Origin of the sequence: Shewanella loihica PV-4 (assembly GCF_000016065.1) — a bacterium.
GTDB lineage: Bacteria > Pseudomonadota > Gammaproteobacteria > Enterobacterales > Shewanellaceae > Shewanella > Shewanella loihica.
On sequence record NC_009092.1, the window covers coordinates 1,992,202 to 2,010,256 of the forward strand.

An 18,055-nucleotide genomic window follows, 5' to 3' on the forward strand; every position below is an offset into this window, starting at 1 on the left:
GTGCGACTCCTTGTCGTTAGCTTTTCGGTAAAAGGGGGATCAGGGGGCAGTGTTGCCAAACAGGGTAATGGCATGGTCAACCCGGCGGCGGATCAACTGGGCCACATCATCCACCCGGTTGGCCACGTCGTTAAATATGGTCTGGTTGGCGGTATCGACCCGGCAGGCCTCGATGCGGCAGATGGAGGCCAGTATGTTGGCGGTGCGCAGGTTGCGTTTTAGCTCAAACAGCTGGTTTTCCATCTTGTCGATGAGGCGATCAAACTCCTGTTGTAACTTGCTGTGGTGGGCCTGGGTGGCGGCAACGGCTGGGTTGATGGTATCGCCATATGGCGCGCCATTGGCCTTGAGTTTCGCCTGCTGAAAATGATTGAGTGCGACTGCCGCACGGGCTGTTTCGGTGGCGAGACGACTGGCCTGGTGGGCCAGTTGGTTGATGTCGGTGGCCGCTTTCATAGTGTAGGAGGCCAGATCGTCGATAAAGCCGGTTAACGCCTTGAAACCGAGCGCCGCATTGCCCACCCGCGCCGAGGCTGCCTGGGCATTGCTGGCGGTGAGATTTATCTGTTTGCAGTAGCTAAGTGTCTGATTGAGCTCGGCGGCGACCACTGCCGCAATGACATGATATTGACTGATTTTCGGCGCGTGTTGTGTCATTAGAACCACTTCCTATGTAGAACCAATCACAGTATAGTCGAGATCACCCAATGCGAAAGTAACCTAGGAGAATGAATTGCTTACCCTAGAAACAGAGCGTCTCGTCTTACGTGAAATGACAGTAAAAGACGCCCCCTTTATGCTGACCCTGCTCAACAGTCAGGGCTTTGTCGATAACATAGGCGATCGCGGCGTGCGCACCCTAGCGCAGGCTGAAAATCATCTCATCGAGGGGCCGATTAACAGCTATCAGGAACATGGCTATGGCATGTACTGCATCGAACTCAGGCAAAGTGGCGAGCCAGTGGGCGTGGCCGGTCTGGTCAATCGCGAGCAGCTGCCCGGTATCGACCTTGGCTATGCACTGTTGCCGGAATTTTTAGGTAAAGGCTATGCGGTTGAGGCCAGCCGCGCCGTGCTTGCCCATGCTAAGGCGCTCAGGCTCAGCAGCCTGCTGGCCATAGTGAAAGAACGCAATGGCCCCTCGCGGGCACTGCTTGAGAAGCTCGGCTTCGAGTGTCAGGAGCTTATCGCCTGGGGCGAGGGCGACGAAGTATTACTTTACAAGATAACACTTTAATTAAATTGGCTATTTTGTTAGCGTGTGTATTAGCAATCTCGTGATCTAGCTTGTAAGCAAACTTAGAAACTATCTGGTCACAGTCTTGTAAAAAGTAGTCTTGTAAAAAGTAGTCTTGTAAAAAGTAGTCTTGTAAAAAGCAGTCTTGTAAAAAGGTCATCGCGAGTAAACAGGGCCGCAGGCTAGACAGGCAATTTCATCTATCGGTCATATGGCTTTGCTATAACAAACCCATTGGAGCATCAACATGAGTCAGGACGCATTGAGAGGCTGTTTAAGTGGTGAGCGTGTGGTGTTAGAGCCGCTGCAGGAGGAGCATATTCCCGCCTTGTCCATCGCGGTCAGCGACGGCGAGCTGTGGAACCTCTGGTACACCTCGGCGCCCCATCCCGATGAGATGAAGACCTATGTCGAGCAGGCTCTGGCCAGCGAGCAACGCGGTGAGGCCTTGGCCTTTGCCGTCAGAGACAGACATTCAGGTGAGATTGTCGGCTGTACCCGCCTGATGTCATGGGATCAGACCCACAGACGCATAGAGATAGGCCATACCTGGTATGCCAAGAGCGCCCAGCGCACCGGGGTCAACAGCGAGTGTAAACTCCTGCTGCTCACCTACGCCTTCGAGACCTTAGATGTGATTGCGGTGGAATTTCGCACCCACTGGCACAATCAGCGCTCGCGCGAGGCGATCACCCGCCTGGGAGCCAAGCAAGATGGCGTGCTGCGCAATCATCGCATTCTGAAAGACGGCACCATCAGAGACACTGTGGTCTACTCAATCATCGCCTCAGAGTGGCCAAGCGTGAAGCAAAACCTTAAGTTTCGAATGCGTCAGTATCTAGAAAACCAATAAGTTAACCATAATATCAGGGAGGATAAATGTCGGGAGAATTACGCAGGGCAAGCTTGGAAGATGCGGCCGTTGTCGCGGGCCTGTTTAACGAATATCGTCAGTTCTATGGTCAGGCGAGCGATATTGACCTGGCCAACAAGTTTATCAATGCCCGCCTGGCGCGCAAGGATGCGGTGATCTTCTTGATGTTAGATGCCCAGGGCAATGGCCTGGGCTTTTGCCAGCTCTATCCTAGTTTCAGCTCTATCCATGCCCGCGCCAACCTTATCCTGAGCGACCTCTATGTCACCCAGCATGCCCGCTGCGTCGGGGTAGGGCGGCGATTGATGACGACCGCCATCGATTATGCCAAGGCCAAGGGGATTGCCTCGATCTTTCTCGAAACCCATAAAGATAACCATCAGGCCCAGGCCCTGTATGAGTCGCTCGGCTTCCAGCTGGAGCAAGAATTTTTAGGCTATAACCTTGATATTCAGTGACATCTAAAGTAGAAATGGTTCAAACTCATTGCTCAAGGACAGTATTGATGCGCAAGACTCTCACACTTTCGCTATTCGCCCTCATGGCCAATAGCGCCGTTGCCGCCCCCTCAGAAGCCGAATTGGCATTTAACAAGGAGGTGCTGGAGTGCGCCGCCTATTACCAAATCGCCTCAGAGACCATTTCAGGCATGAATGCGCCGCAGATGAAACCAGTGGGCGAAAGGCTTAAGCAGTCTGGCGAAGATGCCGTGACGCTGGCGAAGAAGTATCAGGACGCCGACAAGGTAGAGCAGCAGCTAGCGGCAACCGTTGCCGAGCAGAAGGCCAGCCTGCCGAGCAACCACAACCTGGGTAGCCTGATGAACCGTTACAAGGGCCCTTGTCAGAAACTGATGGCTAACCCGCAGGAGCGTCTGGACTACTGGATCATGGCGACCATGTAAGCGCCTCTGTCACAGACAAAATTTCAAGAAAAGAGTGCGCCAGCGCACTCTTTTTCGATCATGCATGAAACAGGGAATCGACTAGACTGGTCTAGGTAGGAGTGATCTTTACTCGCCCGTTTTCATGGAGACTCGATGAACATCTATTTTCTCATCGCCGGCATCATCGCCATCTTGACCTGCGTCGGCCATTTTACCCTGGGGAAAAAACGTTTCTTAACCCCTATGCTTGAGGCGGATTTCGACCCCATTGCCAAATCTGTCATGCACTGCGTATTTCACTACATCTCGGTATTTCTGGTGCTCTCGGCGCTGGTGCTGTTGGCCTGTTCCTTCTCCATGGTGTCAAACATGCAAAGCTATGGGCTGCTGCTGTTTATCGCGCTGAACTTCGTGCTGTTTGCGGTCTGGCAGATCTACATAGGATACTTTGCCGAGATGAAGGGCGCATTTCGCTCCCTGTTTCAGTGGATCTTCTTCGCCCTGGTGAGCGCCTTTACCCTGGCGGGGATTTTTCTGGGCTAATTCTGAGAGTGCATCTGGGAGAGAGCTAAGGTTTAAAACTAGAGTTTAGAGCTAAGGTTTAGAGCTAAGGTTTAAAACTTAGATTTAGAACTAGGGTTTAGAACTGGGGTTTAGAACTGGGGTTTAGAACTGAGTTTGGCGCTAACTATGAACTGGCCTATGAATCTGGCTTTTAATCCAACAGCAGACATCTTGGGGTGACTCTGGCATGCGCCGCGGGGTGAAAGTGTCGTCCCAAGATGTAATGGCAAGGTGCAAACTTAGCGCATGTTAGGCTGAGGTTGTTCACCCTAGGTTTGTCGCTTTAAATTCTTAACTTGAGTTTATTCGCCCAGTGGCTCACTTGGCTCATAGCAAGAGTTGCTTGCCTGGCAATCAGTGGCCTGGCTGCTGAGATAGTTAGCGTTCAGCGGCGGCTCATCATTTTTAAAGCTGGTCCACTCGCTCTTGATGGTCGACAGCCAGCCACCTTCTTCCTCCGCACCCAAATAGTTGGATACGTCGACAAAGGTCAGCCAGAAGGCATAGGCCACGATGGAATAAATTGTAAAGCGGAACATGATTTTCACCCTGGTGTCACTAAATTAGAAACGCACTATACGCCGCTTTTTTTAGGAAATAAACTGTCAATGTTTTGCCGCTTTTTAGTGTATTGCTCTGCTGTGTAACCATTTGTATTTAATGGTTTAAAATTTATTAAGTGCTTGCTTATGTATGTAAAAATGACGCTGTCATTTTATTAGCAAAGGATCTATTTTTTGACTCTGTTTGAATGGGAAGTGGGGGAGTTGGCATTGTTTTTGATTAGAGGTTTGAAGGTTGAGGTGGGGTTTGTTGGTGGTGAATTAGTGAGCGACTTCTGCGCTCATTTCGTTAATTGTTAGTTCAGCGTATGCCGGTATTCGTGTCTACACAGTGGATTTGAAGGTTGTACCTTCAGCGGAACTAACGCCTGCCCGGCCGGTGTCGTACATGGAAGCAGCAATGTCCTGAACAGAGGGATGTGAACATAGGAATGCGAAAGAGCAGAAGTGTACATATGTTGCAATTTTGTTTTCATTGGCGGTGAATTCGTGGTATTCAGTTTGCCTGTGTTCCAAGGTTATGCGGTTGTCCTTGATGAAATCCAAGGATAACTCTGTATTTCGCACATTTATTATCAATCAAATTATTGACTTACACTGGGGCTTTTTAGTTAGTCGCACAAAAGGAACTTGGATTGACTCATTTTTTGGCAAAAAAAGGCCATTTGTGGAAATGGTCAAATTAATCCTTCCTTGCCGATGCTGAATCGTTACAACGCCCAGGAAAAAGGAAGATCAAGGGGAAACCGAATGTCTTTATCACCAGCTTTTCTAAGCCGGATCCATCGTCTGTACACAGGGGTGACGAATTTCGCCCATTCATCGAAACCGGCATTCATAGTGCTGGCCTGCTCCATGGGCGCACTGCAGGGCTGTGACGGTAGTGAAAACGCTCCGACTGCGCGACTGACGGCAATGGAATCGTCTAACGTGCCCGGCCGAATGGAACTCGATGGTAGTTTTTCTGTTGCAGGCGGTGAGAGAAAGCTGGTTGCTCATACTTACACGGTAAAAAACCTGGATACGGGCGAAACCGTCTATGGGCCGGTTACCATTGAGGGTGGGCCTAACCGGGGGCCGCTGAAAGTCCACCCCTACGCCGATACCGCCTCAACCAATGGTGTCAAAGACGTTTCGGGGAACTACCAGGCGACGCTCACCGTCATGGACGATGTGGGCCAGATGCACACCGCAGTGACAAATTTCGAACTGGGTGGAGCGGTTTCGTACGCTATCGAGGACTGCGATGCAACCTGTTCTCTTGCCCCCGGCAATTCAAACCAGGTGGTTTGCAGCCTAAATACCAGCTGTAATCAAGCGGTTTTCTGGACCAACATTGCAACCCAGGCAAGTCTCCTCAACAGCGCCATAGACGAGAATACAACCTTATGGATACAGGCAATCGGCGCCGGAGGAGGTAACGGCACTAACAATTCAGTAGGCGGCGGGTCGGGAGAAGGTGGCAAAGGAGGCTTTGCCCAGATGGTAACCACAGGCACCGAGTATGGAAATATTTTCGGAAATGCGATTTTCTACTACTACTTGGGGCAAGCGGGAAGTCATGATAGCAGCGGAGGGGCCGGAGGCGCTGCCACGATCGTGACAAGCTTTGAGCCGGACGGCTCCCTGCCGCACAACGAGATAGTTCTGATCGCCGGCGGCGGTGGTGGCGGCGGCGAGGGCAGCGCCTTCTACAGCGGTTCTATGCAAGGCGGCGGCGGTGGCAACGGCGGCTTCGCGTATTCAAGCCAGGTTGGCAAATCGGCAACCGGCGTAGGCGCAAACGCGTTTTACGATGGCCTGCCTTCTTTAGATGGGTCTTGGTTCACCAATACCAACGGCATGGGCGGGGGCGGAACCGATTGTACGGAAGGCGTGGCCTGCGGGGGCGATGGCCATAACGGCGGCTATCAGGGATTCGGCGGTGCGTCGGGAGGTTCGGGTTCCGAAGGTTCAAAGGGCTGGATAAACGGTGGCCCCAATCTGGCGGTCAATGCCGGCAAAGGTGGTGAGGGCGGCAACCCGGCCACCTGCGGCGGGGGCGGCGGTGGCGGCTATGGTGGCGGCGGCAGCGGTACCGTATATGGCACGGACGCTTCTGGCGGGGACGATTACCGATGCTATGGTGGTGGCGGTGGCGGTAGTTACGCGATGCCTTCAACCAGGACGGACAGCAAGGCCCCGACTTCCTATGCAGGAAACTCCGGAAACGGTGAAGTGCTTTTCATCTTCAACACCGATCCCTCATAGAAGGTGCCTGATACGTGCTGGCTTGAAAAACATCAAGACCAGCAAGTCGACTAAAGTCGTTTGAGTCATTTGTCAAAAAGCAACTAACAAATATGAATAAGTGTCGCGTAGCCGACACTTTATTTGCCTGCTTAACAAGCCCGTCGCTTTAATAGGTAAATTGCTCGGATGCGCACAGGAAGGAGGATCGCCCGCCACTGTTCGACAGGCGAACGCCGCCATGAAGCCTATGAGCCAATGCTCTCGAATAACAAAGTCGTCTGCTTGCTTTTCCCCAATTTTAAGTTACCGAAGCAGACTGTTTCCATAGCAATCCCTAACTCGATACTGTTTAAATGCTTTAGAGCGACTACTTTAAACCGATAATGCCCCGTTACGAGTTAGCGTCAGCATATTGCTCAATGCAGCGGTCATCTCTTTGTAATACATTTTCTAATTTCGTTTTGTTGATTGCCCCCACGTTACAGAGCAGTGTTTTTCATGGTAGCTGTCACTTTTCGCTCAAATAATAAGCTGCATTTATTACGTCATCTGCGGATGCCTTATCAGGGTTTAACATTGCTGGGCCAACAGCTTAACAATGTCTAACGTATTTGGACCAACGCTTGGGCTTTCTTGCCTTGGCCGGTTCGAGAATGTTCTTTCGATTGGCTAAGATATCGCTATCTTGCAGGGCATGACGTTGTGCTGATGAGAAAAGTTATGCCTGCTATGTTTATGCTCATAGCTATAGCACTTCATATACCTCTCAACTCATTTCCTTACAGCAGCTAAACTGCTAAGACCTGACTTTGGCCACTGCGGACGGTATTTTAAGGTCTTAAATAATGACTCTGAATAGGGATTGCCGTTACTCACTCTAGGCCATCATCGTTAATCTGCATTTCACCGAGTTGTTCCACTCATTGAGCAGGTTCTGAGCGAACAATTGCAAGGCCTTGCTAAGGGGGAGGCTATAGACGTTGTCTTTTAGCCTAGGGAAGATTATTCCTGCATGGGTTGGACTCTGTAATTAAATAAATTTCGCTGCCAATAAGCTAAACTAAACATTTGGCCACAACACCTGCTGTGACCGATTTATGACTTTGACAAAAGTTAATGAGCTTGCTAGCTTGTAAGGTGTGGACAATATTTGATCAGTAATATACAAGGATGTATTTATGTTTAAAATAATTGTGCTGTTCGCTGTGTTGCTCTTTTCCGCATATATAGAATCTGCTGAATATCCTTCGCATGTCGGCAAATCGCCATTTAGTTTCGATACTATTAACACCCCTTCAAATACGTTTGTTGTTTCGGATAAAGGTCAAGACAATGACGTATATATCTTGCGCGATGATGCAAAAACCTTTGACTTACAATTCAGTCTGAAAATCGATCGTTATGTCGGTGATGTCGCCAAACTCAAAGAAAACAAGTTGATATCTGATAAGTTCATAATATCTATGCCGGTATTCGATGTCGACAACGAATCCGTATTACAAGACTGCGATTATGATGGTGAGTTAGACCATTTGGCCGCAGAAATAGATGAAGTGTATTTCAATGGCGAGCCAATTGGTTTCTTGTCAGGTTCAAATGAATTATGGTCAGAGAATACATTCGAAATGGATATTTCGAAATTAAATCTGCCTACATCTCCTGGCGAGGTTAGTGAAAACTTAGTGCAGATAAGAATCGATATCGGAAATGAGAATGTGGAACTAAGTTCTGGCGCAATTGGTTGTCAAAAATGGGCGGTTGAAGTTGATTACGTGACTCTGGAATATCAAGTAGCCGATCCTGTTTTGTTTTTACCAGGTATGGGGGGGAGTGATTCTGCTTTTAAGAATAGTGGTTACATACAAGTCGTAGAAGATTTGGGTTTGCCATATCTAATCGTTGAGCATGATCATTACCCAGAAAAAAATGCTTGTATCAATAATGATGCTGGCTCAATAAAAGAGTTTGGTGGTGAAATTTTAAATGCAGCTAAAGAATTTTCAGAAATGTATAAAAATAATAACTTTAATCTGATTGCGCATTCAAAAGGAGGATTGGATGCAAGGTATTTTGTATACCTGACCAATAATAGCAATGTCTTAGTTGAGAATGGAGTGATGGATGGAAGTGTTATCTTAAAACCTATGAATGTCAATTCGCTAGTGAGTCATGGTTCACCATTCTACGGTACCATACTCGCTGATGCTATCAAATTTGACCAGATTAAATATTCTATTGCACCTAAAATATTGTTTGCAGATATATGTGATATAACTATTGATATGGCAACAAAATTTTCTGAAGATTATAGTTTTCCATCTGAACAGAAGTTTTTGTCTATTAGTGGCAATATTGATGCTGATGATAATGGAACACTCTCTTCTGATGAGGTAAGCGGTAATCAGGTTAATCAGCATTTCTCTCAGAGAATGTTCGATTTAATAAAGGGGGTAAGTCATTATGAAGTAAATTACGAGAAAGCGTACTTTCAAAGTTTTGAATATGATAAGCCAATTTATGTGCCAATACCGAATTCTTCACCAAAACAGAATGATTCAATGGTAAGTGTTGATAGTGCATCTCCAATGGACTCAAATAAAAACGTTTCAATTTATGCGAATCATGGCACTGTGATTCAAGACAAGGCTCAAGAGGTTTTTTTAAACGAGGCGCTTGGTGGAATGTTGGGTTGGAGTAATTTGAAATGAACAAGCTGATTTTAAGTATATTATTAGGTATCTTAGTTGCACTCTATACTTTTAGTGCTAGTTCAATACCACAAAGCATACAGATTCATAAGTCAGGCGAGATTATAAATGGTGAGTTTTCAACATCATTTTTGTCACCTGCTCTTGACAAGTTTGTCATTTCGATTCCTATGATTTATGATACAAATGTTAGCGATATTCAGTTAATTACGCCGAGTGGAGTTGTCATTAACTCCAAGAATGCTTCAAGTTACAATTGTAACTTTTTATTCTTTACCCCATTGACTCCGGAAGAACACTTAATTTCGTTAGAAAATAGCCTTATCATAGAGCTCAATAATGTTGCCTCAGGTAAATATGTCATTACAGGAAAGGCGAGTGACCCTCAAAATCTAATTCCAATCAGAATAAAATTCCCTACATCAAAAATAAATTTTGCATTAACAGTTGGTGAAGTTGGTCCAAATAAAAAACCAATTAGCGTAGGAAATATGTTTCCTGTCTATGTGCAACTGTATGATGATAGCGTTCCACTGGTTACAGCCGAAGCTTCTTTTGAATTTTTGAAAGATGGTGTTGTAGTCAGCAAGATTATAGCTGTAGATGATGGCTCTGGAATGGACTTCAAAGCTAGAGATGGGAGTTATCATGCATTTTTCACCCCTGAGGCTGAGGGGGAGTACACTGTGCTTGTCAGAATTAATGGCACTAATTTAAACGGTGAGAAGTTTGAAGTCAGTGTTGACCAAAGCTTTAACTCTATACTCCCACAAGTATATGTTACCGGCAGTGTTAATGAGATATTGGTCGACTTGGACAAAGACGGTTACATTGATGAACTCAGATTGGAGTTTGAGACTGCTGGCCCATTTCAATCGACAGGATTTTATTATAACAGGGTTACGTTAGAGACCGAAGATGGTACTGAAATTTTTGCTGGGCGCAAAATGGATGCTACAGAAAATAAAATTTCTGTAACGTTTAAAGGTGAGGAAATCAGGAGGTTAGGATATTCAGGTAAATTTACAGTTTCAGATTTCTGGCTTGATTATGGTTATGTGAGGATTCAAGATAAAGATAATTTTTACACTACTTCATATTTTGAAAATGATTCCTGGGAGCGTGACGATTTACTTTATTTAGGTAATGTGACATTCGAGTCTATTGACAGTGAGGATGGACGTTTCATCGAAATGATAGACGTCTCTTTTGAGGTCGATACGCTTCCCGCAGCAGCAAAGTTTGGCTACTCGGCCACAATAACCACCGTCGGTGACGAACATGTTGGAGTATATGGCAATCCTGACATCGAACTGATGAAAGGAATTAACAGAATTACATTCTCCATTCCTGCATTTGATTTTGCAAAACTACAATCAAACAAGGCGTTGAAAATAAAGCAATTAACCATGTATCCCTTGATAAAAGGAGGCAATGTTATATCTAAAAGGAATGTGGCAACCAGTGCATTATATTCCTGTTGGGATTTTCAAGCTTGTTCGACGGCCGAGAATGCCATTCCCGTTGCGGTAGACGATGAGGTCACTTCTACTGGAAAAGCCATGTATATACATGTGGCCCAAAATGATTTTGATGATGACGGTGACTTGCTAAAGGTAAACTCAGTCACACCCGCTCAGCATGGGATAGCAGAAATAGTCGGTAATTCTATTCAATATACGCCAAATTCAGGCTTTGAAGGTGATGACGTTTTTCAATACGAAATAGTTGATATTCATCCAAGAAATAATATTTTGAAGGGTGGTTCTGCAATTGGCACTGTGCGCGTATCGGTAAAACCCAACCATGCACCTATTGCCAATGCAGATTCTTATCATGTCCCCGAAAACATGACCTCGTATTTCCAGGTGCTAGTTAATGATACTGATCCGGACGGCGACGGACTCTACATTTCTTCGTTTACGCAACCCAGTCACGGCACTCTTGTCAATTATGGCAATCAACTTGGATACACTCCAAACCCTGGTTACCTCGGCAATGATAGTTTCAGTTACACCATTATTGACTATGATATTGCCTCCAACATCGCCAAGGGTGGAACAGCGACATCTCAGGTGACAGTGCAGATAGGCAACGTGGTAAATCGTCCTCCAGTTGCAGTGAATGACGCCTATTCACTGTCTCCTGGATCCCAATCAGTTTTGAATGTGTTGGCAAACGACAGAGATCCTGATCAGGATGACTTGCGAATTTCAGGTTATTCTTTGCCAGGCAAAGGCAGTCTAGTGGTAACAGATAAGCTCATCACTTACACTGCCAATCTCAATGCCAGTGGTACAGATACTTTTGCCTATTCGATTTCAGATGGCAAAGGCGGGTCTTCGAATGCAATAGTTAATATTGACTTTGTGTTTGCAAACAATCCGGCAGTGGCCGTTGATGATGTGTTCGAAACGACTCAAAATACCCCTCTAGTGATAGATGTGCTGCGCAATGATTATGATCTAGAAGGGGATTCTTTCGATGTTATCCGCTTTACTCAGCCTGATAATGGAACGGTGATAAGAGGTATAGCAAGCGAGCTGGTTTACTCCCCTGACGTTGACTTTGTGGGTGACGAAATCTTCTCATACACAATTCAAGATGCTCAGGGGAATCTTTCTACCGCGCTGGTGCACGTGTCAGTGAAAAGTAACGACCCCAAGGTTGTTGCTCTCGATGATACGGTTTCCGTTGCGGCCAATACCTCAATCGAGATTGATGTCTTAAGCAACGACTCGGCGTCATCATCTCAAGCATTGACTATTTCTGATTATACTCAGCCAGCACATGGGGCGGTCAGTCTTGCACACAACAAGTTAACCTATACCCCACATGTTGGCTTCTTTGGAGATGATGTGTTCACTTACAGGGTAATAGATACACTTGGCAATACAGCTTCTGCTTCTGTGTATGTTACCGTGAATAAAGGCAACACAGCTCCAGTTGCCATGGATGATGTTGCCTTTACCCAGGTCAATGTTGCCGTTAGTATCGATGTGCTTTCTAATGATACTGACGCAGATAACGATCCCATTCAATTAATCGACTTCAGCCAGGGCGCTCATGGTGGCACTCTTTTGTCTGGCAGCAACATAATCTACCAACCAGAGTCTGGTTATGTCGGCCAGGATTCTTTCACTTACCTGATAGCCGATCCATCAGGTGACAGATCTCAGGCGACAGTCCTAGTGAGCATTGTTGATGGAAATAGTGCCCCTTCAGCCGAAGACGATGCCATTAGGGTATATCAGGGCGCAAGTATCAAATATGACGTTCTGTCCAACGATTCAGATCCCGATGGAGACCTGCTGACTATTGAGTCTGTCACTCAAGCAACTAACGGCTTCACGGAAATAGAAGACAATAAGATTAAGTACACGGCTCCGACAAATTTTGTCGGTACGACCCAATTTACTTATGAGATCACAGATGGTCAGTTAAGGGCTACTGCTAGCGTCTTCGTCACTGTTGAGCCAAACCCAAACACTGCACCTTTTATCGAAATTCATGCTCCAATCGATGGTCAACAATTTGGTTTTGGATCGTCAATCCAGCTAAATGCTAGCGCATGGGATATTGAAGACGGTGAGCTAGGTAACTTTGTAACCTGGAGCTCCAATATCGATGGTGAATTAGGGGAGGGGAAATTGCAGGAAGTCATCTTGTCCCCTGGCCAACATACTATAGAGGCAACCATTGTCGATTCCAGACAAGAAGTGTCTTCAGATTCTGTGACAATTCTCATTGTGCAAGCTGCTGGCCAGGTATTCACCAACGTTTCTCAGTTCGAGATACCTGATAATAAAGGTTATGGTGTGTCTTCAAGCATCACCGTGCCCTCGGATATCTATCCATCGGGCATCACAGTATCAGCCAAGATATTGCACCCCAACCTGGCCGACATTGCGATTCAATTAGTATCACCTTCTGGTCGACATTATAACTTGTCCAACCCTGGCAGCTATGTTTTGAATGAATCATGGACTATTGACTCGAATATGATTGAAACGGTGAAGGGTGTTTGGACGCTCAAGGTTAGCGATCAAAAGAAAGATAATCTTGGCACATTAACACAGTGGAGCATTCAGTTTGATTAAGTTAAGAATGTTAGAGGCTATGTGTTCGCTATTATTCGGCGCTGCACTGTTTTACAGTGCAGCGCCCGGAGATACAGGTGTCTCTTTTTTCCCTATGTTGCTGGATTTAGAGCCGCTCTACATATGCTTTGCTATCTGGTTGATTTTATCCGGACTTGTTGCTTGGTATTTCGGGCCTGTTAAATGGCCGAATATGTTGGTTTTTGGAACCATAGGCATGTTGTCTGTTGTCTTGTTATATCCTGTTGAAAAAAGAGTCGATCAGCCCCCAAGCAAGGTAGTTGCCGCGGCGAAACAGTATTTGGATGACAACAATGTCTTATATAGCGATGTTAGTGTAGTTGCACGGACTAGAAGCTTGTTTGATCCATTTAGACCTCATTATTGGACTATTAGTGTTTACGCCAATAATAAATTTCCCAGTGAAGTAGAAACTGATGTTTCTTGGGATTCAGAAAAGCATGGGCGGTTTGCGGTGTATGTTAGAGAATCATTTTTGGGGAACTCTGGATATTAAAAGTGGAACATGGTCATCCGATCCCTCATTTTTTTGGGCATAAGAAATAAGTCGCATAAATTATGGATACCATCCAACAACACTTCAGCATCATTCAAGCCCGTCGCTAGAGCGCAAAAGAAATTAATCGGGCTAGCCATTATGATATGTGGAGTCAGTGATATGTGGGGTAAGAGTAGACTTTATTTGATTACCATATTTTTCCTTACCCCCAGCTTTAGAGTCCATGCTCTATCGCATTTCTGTCCAAAATGAGTTGAGCCGTGGCAAGGTTTTAAGGTTTTCGGATGAAGCGCTAAAAAAGTGTCTGTTCGAGTCGTTTAAGGCGTATTTAAGTTAATTGATGGGAGAGGGCGCAAGCTGTTGGCTCGCTGTAGAGTGAGAAGAGAGTAGTTTGTCAAAGCCTGCCTGCTAGCTCTATGTGAGCTGACTTAAAGTCTGTTTTGGCTAGACGGATCGAGACCGCGCTAGACTCTGGGGAGTCTAACGCTGTCTTTACGCTTAGGGTAACGCTTGGATTATGAGCGTTTCTTCCACAGCATCACGCCGGCGACGATGATCACTAGCGCTATGATAGGTAGTAGGTCGTTGAGGTGGTGGAACAGACCTATGCCGTTGTGCCCTGGGTGTGCCCAGGCCGCCGCAGGAAGAAGGCTAGCGAGTAGCAGTAAGGCTTTTTTCATTGTAATACTCCATTTATGTTTGGTTTTATTCATCGGTTTCCAGCTCTAGTTGCATCAGCAGCAATTCTTCCCCTTCGATGATGCGGGTCTCATAGCTGTGACAACTAGGACAAATGACACTTCGTTCCTTGATGGTATGAGTGCTTTGGCAAGCCTGGCACTCGAGCACCAATTCCTGATGTAGAATCTCAAGTTCCGCCTCTCTGGCGCGCCCCTCCAGCTTGAAGGTTTCAAACGCGGTCGCCAGTAGGGCGGGTTCGACGCCGCTTAGGACGCCGATTTTTATCACCACCTTAGTGATTTTGCTCGCCTGATTGGCGATGGCGTGCTGTTCACACTGTTCCAGTAGGGCGGTGACAATCGAATACTCGTGCATTAACAGATCCTTGGCAGCAATTCACCCTGGGGCAGGTCGAGGTAGCGGCTGCTGCCCCATGGGGTCTTGAGGACCACTTTGCCCGGATGAGTCTCTTCCACATGGCCTATGATGGCCGCCTGCTGGCAGTGGCCGTAGCGCTGGATGATCTCCAGTGCGCCGTCGGCGATTTCACCCGGTACCGCCAGGATGAAGGTGCCTTCGTTAGCCAGGTCGTGGGGCTCAAAGCCATAGAGCTCACATAAGCCTTTTACCTCGTCACACACGGGGATTTTGCTCTCCTCGACATTGATGCCGACATTGGAGGCGCCCGCCCATTCATTAAGCACAGCAGCCAGGCCACCACGGGTGGCGTCGCGCATGGCATGCACCTCTATGTTGCAGGCGATCAGCTGCTCGACCACGGGCCAGAGGTTGGCGCAGTCGCTGACCAGCTCAGATTCCAGGGTGAGTCCCTCGCGGGCCATCAAAATGGCGGCGCCGTGACGACCGATATCGCCCGAGACCAGGATGGCATCGCCGGGACGCAGGTTTTTCACCGAGATCTGTGGTTTTAATACGCGGCCGACCCCGGAGGTGTTGATAAACAGGCCATCGGCGCAGCCCTTAGGCACGACTTTGGTGTCGCCACAGACGATACGGGTGCCGCTCTTGTGCAGCTCCTCGGCCATGCTACCGACGATGGCTTTCAGATCCTTGATGGCAAAGCCCTCTTCGATGATGAAGCTGCAGCTCAGGTATTGGGGTTCGGCGCCCATCATGGCCAGATCGTTGACCGTGCCCGCGATGGCGAGCTTGCCTATGTTGCCACCGGCGAAAAACAGCGGCGACACGGTGAAGGAGTCTGTGGTAAAGGCGGCCTGACCCTCGAAGTGGAGCAGGGCGGCGTCTTCTTCACTCGCCAAAATCGGGTTGTTGAAGGCCTTGAAGAAGATCGACTTGATCAGTCGGTTCATCTCCTTGCCGCCACCGCCGTGACTGAGTTGTACGGTTTTTTCGTTGTCGGCCATGATTAGACTCCGTTATAGCGGTAATAGGCGTTGCAGGCGCCTTCCGAGCTGACCATGCAGCTGCCGAGGGGGGTCTCTGGGGTGCAGCCACGGCCAAAGACCTTACAGTCTTTCGGCTTGGCGATGCCTCTTAAGATGTCGCCGCACTGGCAGGCCTTGTGATCGTCGATATCGGCCACGTCCAGCTTGTCGCGATAGATCACCTCGGCGTCGCGGTGGGCAAATTCGGGTCTTAGCATCAACGCCGACTCATTCAGCGGCCCCAGGCCGCGCCAGCGAAAATGTGGCCTGACGGTGAGGTACTGATTGACCTTCTGCTGGGCGTGCACATTGCCTTCCTCGCTCACGGCGCGGCTGTACTGTACGTCGAGTTCGGCGACGCCTTCGACCTTCTGCTTGACGATGCGCAGGATAGATTCCATCACATCCACAGGCTCGAAGCCTGAGACCACCACAGGGGTGCCGTATTGGGTCACGGCGGGGCGGTAGAGCTTGGCGCCGGCGATCACGCTCACGTGAGCCGGGCCGATAAAGGCATTCACCTTGGCCTGGGGATCGGCCATCACGGCGTCTATGGCCGGTGGCACCAGCACATGGTTAATATGAAACAGTAGGTTATCAATTCCCTGTTTCTCGGCCTGTTCGATCAGCACGGCGGTCATGGGGGTTGAGGTTTCAAATCCTATGGCGAAGAAGATAACCTGCTTATCCGGGTTCTCCTTGGCAATGGTCAGGGCGTCCATGGGATCGTAGAGCGGGCGGATATCGCAGCCCTTGGCCCTGAATTCGGCCAGGCTGCCTTTTGAGCCGGGCACGCGGATCATATCCCCCAGAGTCACCAGGATCACATCGGGCTGAGAGGCCAGGATAGCGGCGTGATCGATGCGCTCCTTGGGCATGACACACACGGGGCAGCCCGGACCGTGGACAAATTCTATGTTGTCTGGCAGCAGCTGGTTGAGGCCATATTTCATGATGGTGTGGGTATGACCGCCGCACACCTCCATAATGTAGATGTTGCCCTCATGCTTGGCGGCGTGCAGGGCGATCTCCTTAGCCAGGTTGTGTATGGTTTCAGGATCTCTAAAGCCCTGATACAGCTGTTTTAGCTCTATCATGCCTGGGTCTCCTGCTCATTCATCTTGGCGACGATCTCCTGATACAGGGCCAGGCTCTGCTCGGCGTCGGCCTTGTCTATCTTGTTCATCACGAAGCCGATATGGATCAGCACATAGTCGTCAAGCGCCAGTGGCTCCTCCATCAGATGGCTGCTGACCTTGCGCTTCACCCCCAGGGTCTCGACCGTCACGGCCTGCTCCTCGGGGTGGAGTGCTACAATTCTTGAGGGGATGGATAGGCACATATTTATTGGCTCCTGTGGGCGTTTAGCCAGTCGACCACGGCGCGCATGCTGTCGCCATCCTTAATGGAGGTGGTGATCACTTCGGCATCCGGGTTGAGGCGTTTCACCTGGGCCTTGGCTTCCTCGACGCTGAAATCGAAGTGGGGCAGCAGGTCGGCCTTGGTGATCAACACCAGATCTGCCTTGCGGAACATCACAGGGTATTTCTCTATCTTGTCATCGCCTTCGGGTACAGACACCAGCACTATGTTGAAGTGGGTGCCCACGTCGTAGGAGGCGGGGCAGACCAGATTGCCGACGTTCTCCACGAAGCAGATATCCAGGGCCGCCAGATCAACATGATGCAGGGCATCGTGCACCATGAAGGCGTCCAGGTGACAGGCGGAGCCGGTCTGGATCTGGAAGGCGGGAATGCCCTTGGCGGTAAGGCGGTCGGCGTCGCGGGAGGTCTCAAGATCGCCTTCGACCACGCCATAGTTGAGGTCTGTGTACTCCTTGAGGTGCTCGAGCAGTGTGGTCTTGCCGCTGCCTGGGCTGCTCATCAGGTTGAAGGCGGTGATATTGTGGGCCTCGAAGTGGGCACGGTTGTGGGCCGCTTCGTGATCGTTCTTGTCGAGGATCTTATGGATGACAGACAGTGTCTTCTTGTCGTTGAGCTGGGGATTGCTACGCAGGGTGCCGTGGTCGTGATGATGCCCGTGGCTGTGCTCATGACCGTGCGCGTGGCTATGCTCATGGCTGTGTTCGTGATGATTATCATGCTCATGGCTGTGGTGATGGTCGTGATCATGGTGGTGGTGATCCCGAGTGATAGAGCAGCCGCAGTCTTTACACATAATGAACTCCAAAAAATCTAAGGCGTTAATGCCATTTTGCGCTAGGGGCCCGATGACTTCATTGACCCGGGTCAGTTTTAGGCAAAATCCTGTTAATCAAATTGGC

17 protein-coding genes and 1 pseudogene are annotated in these 18,055 nt (G+C 48.6%); 9 read left to right on the forward strand and 9 right to left on the reverse strand.

The features are described 5' to 3' along the window. Window positions 1-39: 39 nt before the first annotated feature. On the reverse strand, window positions 40-657 hold the full coding sequence (locus tag SHEW_RS09020; RefSeq protein WP_011865541.1) for a hypothetical protein: 618 nt from the start codon (window positions 655-657) through the stop codon (window positions 40-42). Window positions 658-733: 76 nt separating this feature from the next. On the opposite strand from SHEW_RS09020, the gene SHEW_RS09025 reads away from it, so the two are divergent. The 5 genes from SHEW_RS09025 (at window position 734) to SHEW_RS09045 (ending at window position 3,540) form a co-directional block, all read left to right on the forward strand. Beyond that, window positions 734-1,237, forward strand: coding sequence for a GNAT family N-acetyltransferase (locus SHEW_RS09025; protein WP_011865542.1), 504 nt, complete (start codon window positions 734-736; stop codon window positions 1,235-1,237). 247 nt (window positions 1,238-1,484) lie between these two features. After that, entirely contained in the window at window positions 1,485-2,090 is a 606-nt protein-coding gene (locus tag SHEW_RS09030) for a GNAT family N-acetyltransferase (protein WP_011865543.1), read from the forward strand. A gap of 26 nt (window positions 2,091-2,116) precedes the next feature. Next, complete coding sequence (locus tag SHEW_RS09035; RefSeq protein WP_011865544.1) at window positions 2,117-2,569, forward strand: GNAT family N-acetyltransferase; 453 nt, start codon at window positions 2,117-2,119, stop codon at window positions 2,567-2,569. Between the two features lie 47 nt (window positions 2,570-2,616). After that, the gene (locus tag SHEW_RS09040; RefSeq protein ID WP_011865545.1) at window positions 2,617-3,015 is read left to right on the forward strand and encodes a hypothetical protein; all 399 of its coding nucleotides are present in this window, start codon (window positions 2,617-2,619) and stop codon (window positions 3,013-3,015) included. 135 nt (window positions 3,016-3,150) lie between these two features. Next, window positions 3,151-3,540, forward strand: a complete 390-nt coding sequence (locus tag SHEW_RS09045; RefSeq protein WP_011865546.1) for a hypothetical protein — start codon at window positions 3,151-3,153, stop codon at window positions 3,538-3,540. Between the two features lie 323 nt (window positions 3,541-3,863). On the opposite strand, the gene SHEW_RS09050 is transcribed toward SHEW_RS09045, so the two are convergent. After that, the gene (locus tag SHEW_RS09050; protein ID WP_011865547.1) at window positions 3,864-4,100 is read right to left on the reverse strand and encodes a hypothetical protein; all 237 of its coding nucleotides are present in this window, start codon (window positions 4,098-4,100) and stop codon (window positions 3,864-3,866) included. A 774-nt stretch (window positions 4,101-4,874) separates the two neighbouring features. Here SHEW_RS09050 and SHEW_RS21005 point away from each other — a divergent pair. Beyond that, complete coding sequence (locus SHEW_RS21005) at window positions 4,875-6,374, forward strand: hypothetical protein (protein ID WP_011865548.1); 1,500 nt, start codon at window positions 4,875-4,877, stop codon at window positions 6,372-6,374. Between the two features lie 490 nt (window positions 6,375-6,864). Here the strand turns inward: SHEW_RS21005 and SHEW_RS20385 are convergent. After that, window positions 6,865-7,238: pseudogene (locus tag SHEW_RS20385) on the reverse strand (IS3 family transposase); the annotation flags it as partial. Window positions 7,239-7,534: 296 nt separating this feature from the next. Between SHEW_RS20385 and SHEW_RS09060 the strand changes: the two are divergent. Genes SHEW_RS09060 through SHEW_RS09070 form a run of 3 tightly spaced genes read left to right on the forward strand, consistent with a single transcriptional unit; the run spans window position 7,535 to window position 13,681 of the window. Next, window positions 7,535-9,064 carry an alpha/beta hydrolase gene (locus SHEW_RS09060; RefSeq protein ID WP_011865549.1) on the forward strand — a complete coding sequence of 510 codons (1,530 nt, stop codon included), beginning with the start codon at window positions 7,535-7,537 and terminating at the stop codon, window positions 9,062-9,064. Continuing rightward, the gene (locus SHEW_RS09065) at window positions 9,061-13,164 is read left to right on the forward strand and encodes an Ig-like domain-containing protein (protein WP_011865550.1); all 4,104 of its coding nucleotides are present in this window, start codon (window positions 9,061-9,063) and stop codon (window positions 13,162-13,164) included. The genes SHEW_RS09060 and SHEW_RS09065 overlap by 4 nt, the downstream gene beginning before the upstream one ends. Continuing rightward, window positions 13,157-13,681 (forward strand): hypothetical protein, encoded by a 525-nt coding sequence (locus tag SHEW_RS09070; RefSeq protein WP_011865551.1) that lies wholly within the window; start codon window positions 13,157-13,159, stop codon window positions 13,679-13,681. The genes SHEW_RS09065 and SHEW_RS09070 overlap by 8 nt, the downstream gene beginning before the upstream one ends. Window positions 13,682-14,199: 518 nt before the next feature. Here the strand turns inward: SHEW_RS09070 and SHEW_RS20835 are convergent. Genes SHEW_RS20835 through hypB form a run of 6 tightly spaced genes read right to left on the reverse strand, consistent with a single transcriptional unit; the run spans window position 14,200 to window position 17,949 of the window. Then, window positions 14,200-14,364, reverse strand: coding sequence for a hypothetical protein (locus SHEW_RS20835; RefSeq protein ID WP_011865552.1), 165 nt, complete (start codon window positions 14,362-14,364; stop codon window positions 14,200-14,202). 25 nt (window positions 14,365-14,389) lie between these two features. Continuing rightward, complete coding sequence (gene hypA / locus SHEW_RS09075; protein ID WP_011865553.1) at window positions 14,390-14,740, reverse strand: hydrogenase/urease nickel incorporation protein HypA; 351 nt, start codon at window positions 14,738-14,740, stop codon at window positions 14,390-14,392. Beyond that, window positions 14,740-15,750: a hydrogenase expression/formation protein HypE gene (hypE, locus tag SHEW_RS09080; protein ID WP_011865554.1), complete on the reverse strand. Its 1,011-nt coding sequence runs from the start codon at window positions 15,748-15,750 to the stop codon at window positions 14,740-14,742. The genes hypA and hypE overlap by 1 nt, the downstream gene beginning before the upstream one ends. Window positions 15,751-15,752: 2 nt before the next feature. Further along, entirely contained in the window at window positions 15,753-16,868 is a 1,116-nt protein-coding gene (gene hypD / locus SHEW_RS09085) for a hydrogenase formation protein HypD (protein ID WP_011865555.1), read from the reverse strand. Beyond that, window positions 16,865-17,113, reverse strand: a complete 249-nt coding sequence (locus SHEW_RS09090) for a HypC/HybG/HupF family hydrogenase formation chaperone (RefSeq protein WP_011865556.1) — start codon at window positions 17,111-17,113, stop codon at window positions 16,865-16,867. The genes hypD and SHEW_RS09090 overlap by 4 nt, the downstream gene beginning before the upstream one ends. 2 nt (window positions 17,114-17,115) lie before the next feature. Beyond that, window positions 17,116-17,949, reverse strand: coding sequence for a hydrogenase nickel incorporation protein HypB (gene hypB / locus SHEW_RS09095; protein ID WP_011865557.1), 834 nt, complete (start codon window positions 17,947-17,949; stop codon window positions 17,116-17,118). Between the last annotated feature and the right edge of the window lie 106 nt (window positions 17,950-18,055).

Bases quoted from the DNA above. Each gene is read 5' to 3' on its own strand.
- hypB (WP_011865557.1), bottom strand. From the start codon at position 17,949: ATGTGTAAAGACTGCGGCTGCTCTATCACTCGGGATCACCACCACCAT.
- hypE (WP_011865554.1), bottom strand. From the start codon at position 15,750: ATGGCCGACAACGAAAAAACCGTACAACTCAGTCACGGCGGTGGCGGC.
- SHEW_RS09030 (WP_011865543.1), top strand. From the start codon at position 1,485: ATGAGTCAGGACGCATTGAGAGGCTGTTTAAGTGGTGAGCGTGTGGTG.
- SHEW_RS09090 (WP_011865556.1), bottom strand. From the start codon at position 17,113: ATGTGCCTATCCATCCCCTCAAGAATTGTAGCACTCCACCCCGAGGAG.
- SHEW_RS09035 (WP_011865544.1), top strand. From the start codon at position 2,117: ATGTCGGGAGAATTACGCAGGGCAAGCTTGGAAGATGCGGCCGTTGTC.
- SHEW_RS09060 (WP_011865549.1), top strand. From the start codon at position 7,535: ATGTTTAAAATAATTGTGCTGTTCGCTGTGTTGCTCTTTTCCGCATAT.
- hypD (WP_011865555.1), bottom strand. From the start codon at position 16,868: ATGATAGAGCTAAAACAGCTGTATCAGGGCTTTAGAGATCCTGAAACC.
- SHEW_RS21005 (WP_011865548.1), top strand. From the start codon at position 4,875: ATGTCTTTATCACCAGCTTTTCTAAGCCGGATCCATCGTCTGTACACA.
- hypA (WP_011865553.1), bottom strand. From the start codon at position 14,740: ATGCACGAGTATTCGATTGTCACCGCCCTACTGGAACAGTGTGAACAG.
- SHEW_RS09020 (WP_011865541.1), bottom strand. From the start codon at position 657: ATGACACAACACGCGCCGAAAATCAGTCAATATCATGTCATTGCGGCA.
- SHEW_RS09050 (WP_011865547.1), bottom strand. From the start codon at position 4,100: ATGTTCCGCTTTACAATTTATTCCATCGTGGCCTATGCCTTCTGGCTG.
- SHEW_RS09045 (WP_011865546.1), top strand. From the start codon at position 3,151: ATGAACATCTATTTTCTCATCGCCGGCATCATCGCCATCTTGACCTGC.
- SHEW_RS09040 (WP_011865545.1), top strand. From the start codon at position 2,617: ATGCGCAAGACTCTCACACTTTCGCTATTCGCCCTCATGGCCAATAGC.
- SHEW_RS20835 (WP_011865552.1), bottom strand. From the start codon at position 14,364: ATGAAAAAAGCCTTACTGCTACTCGCTAGCCTTCTTCCTGCGGCGGCC.
- SHEW_RS09065 (WP_011865550.1), top strand. From the start codon at position 9,061: ATGAACAAGCTGATTTTAAGTATATTATTAGGTATCTTAGTTGCACTC.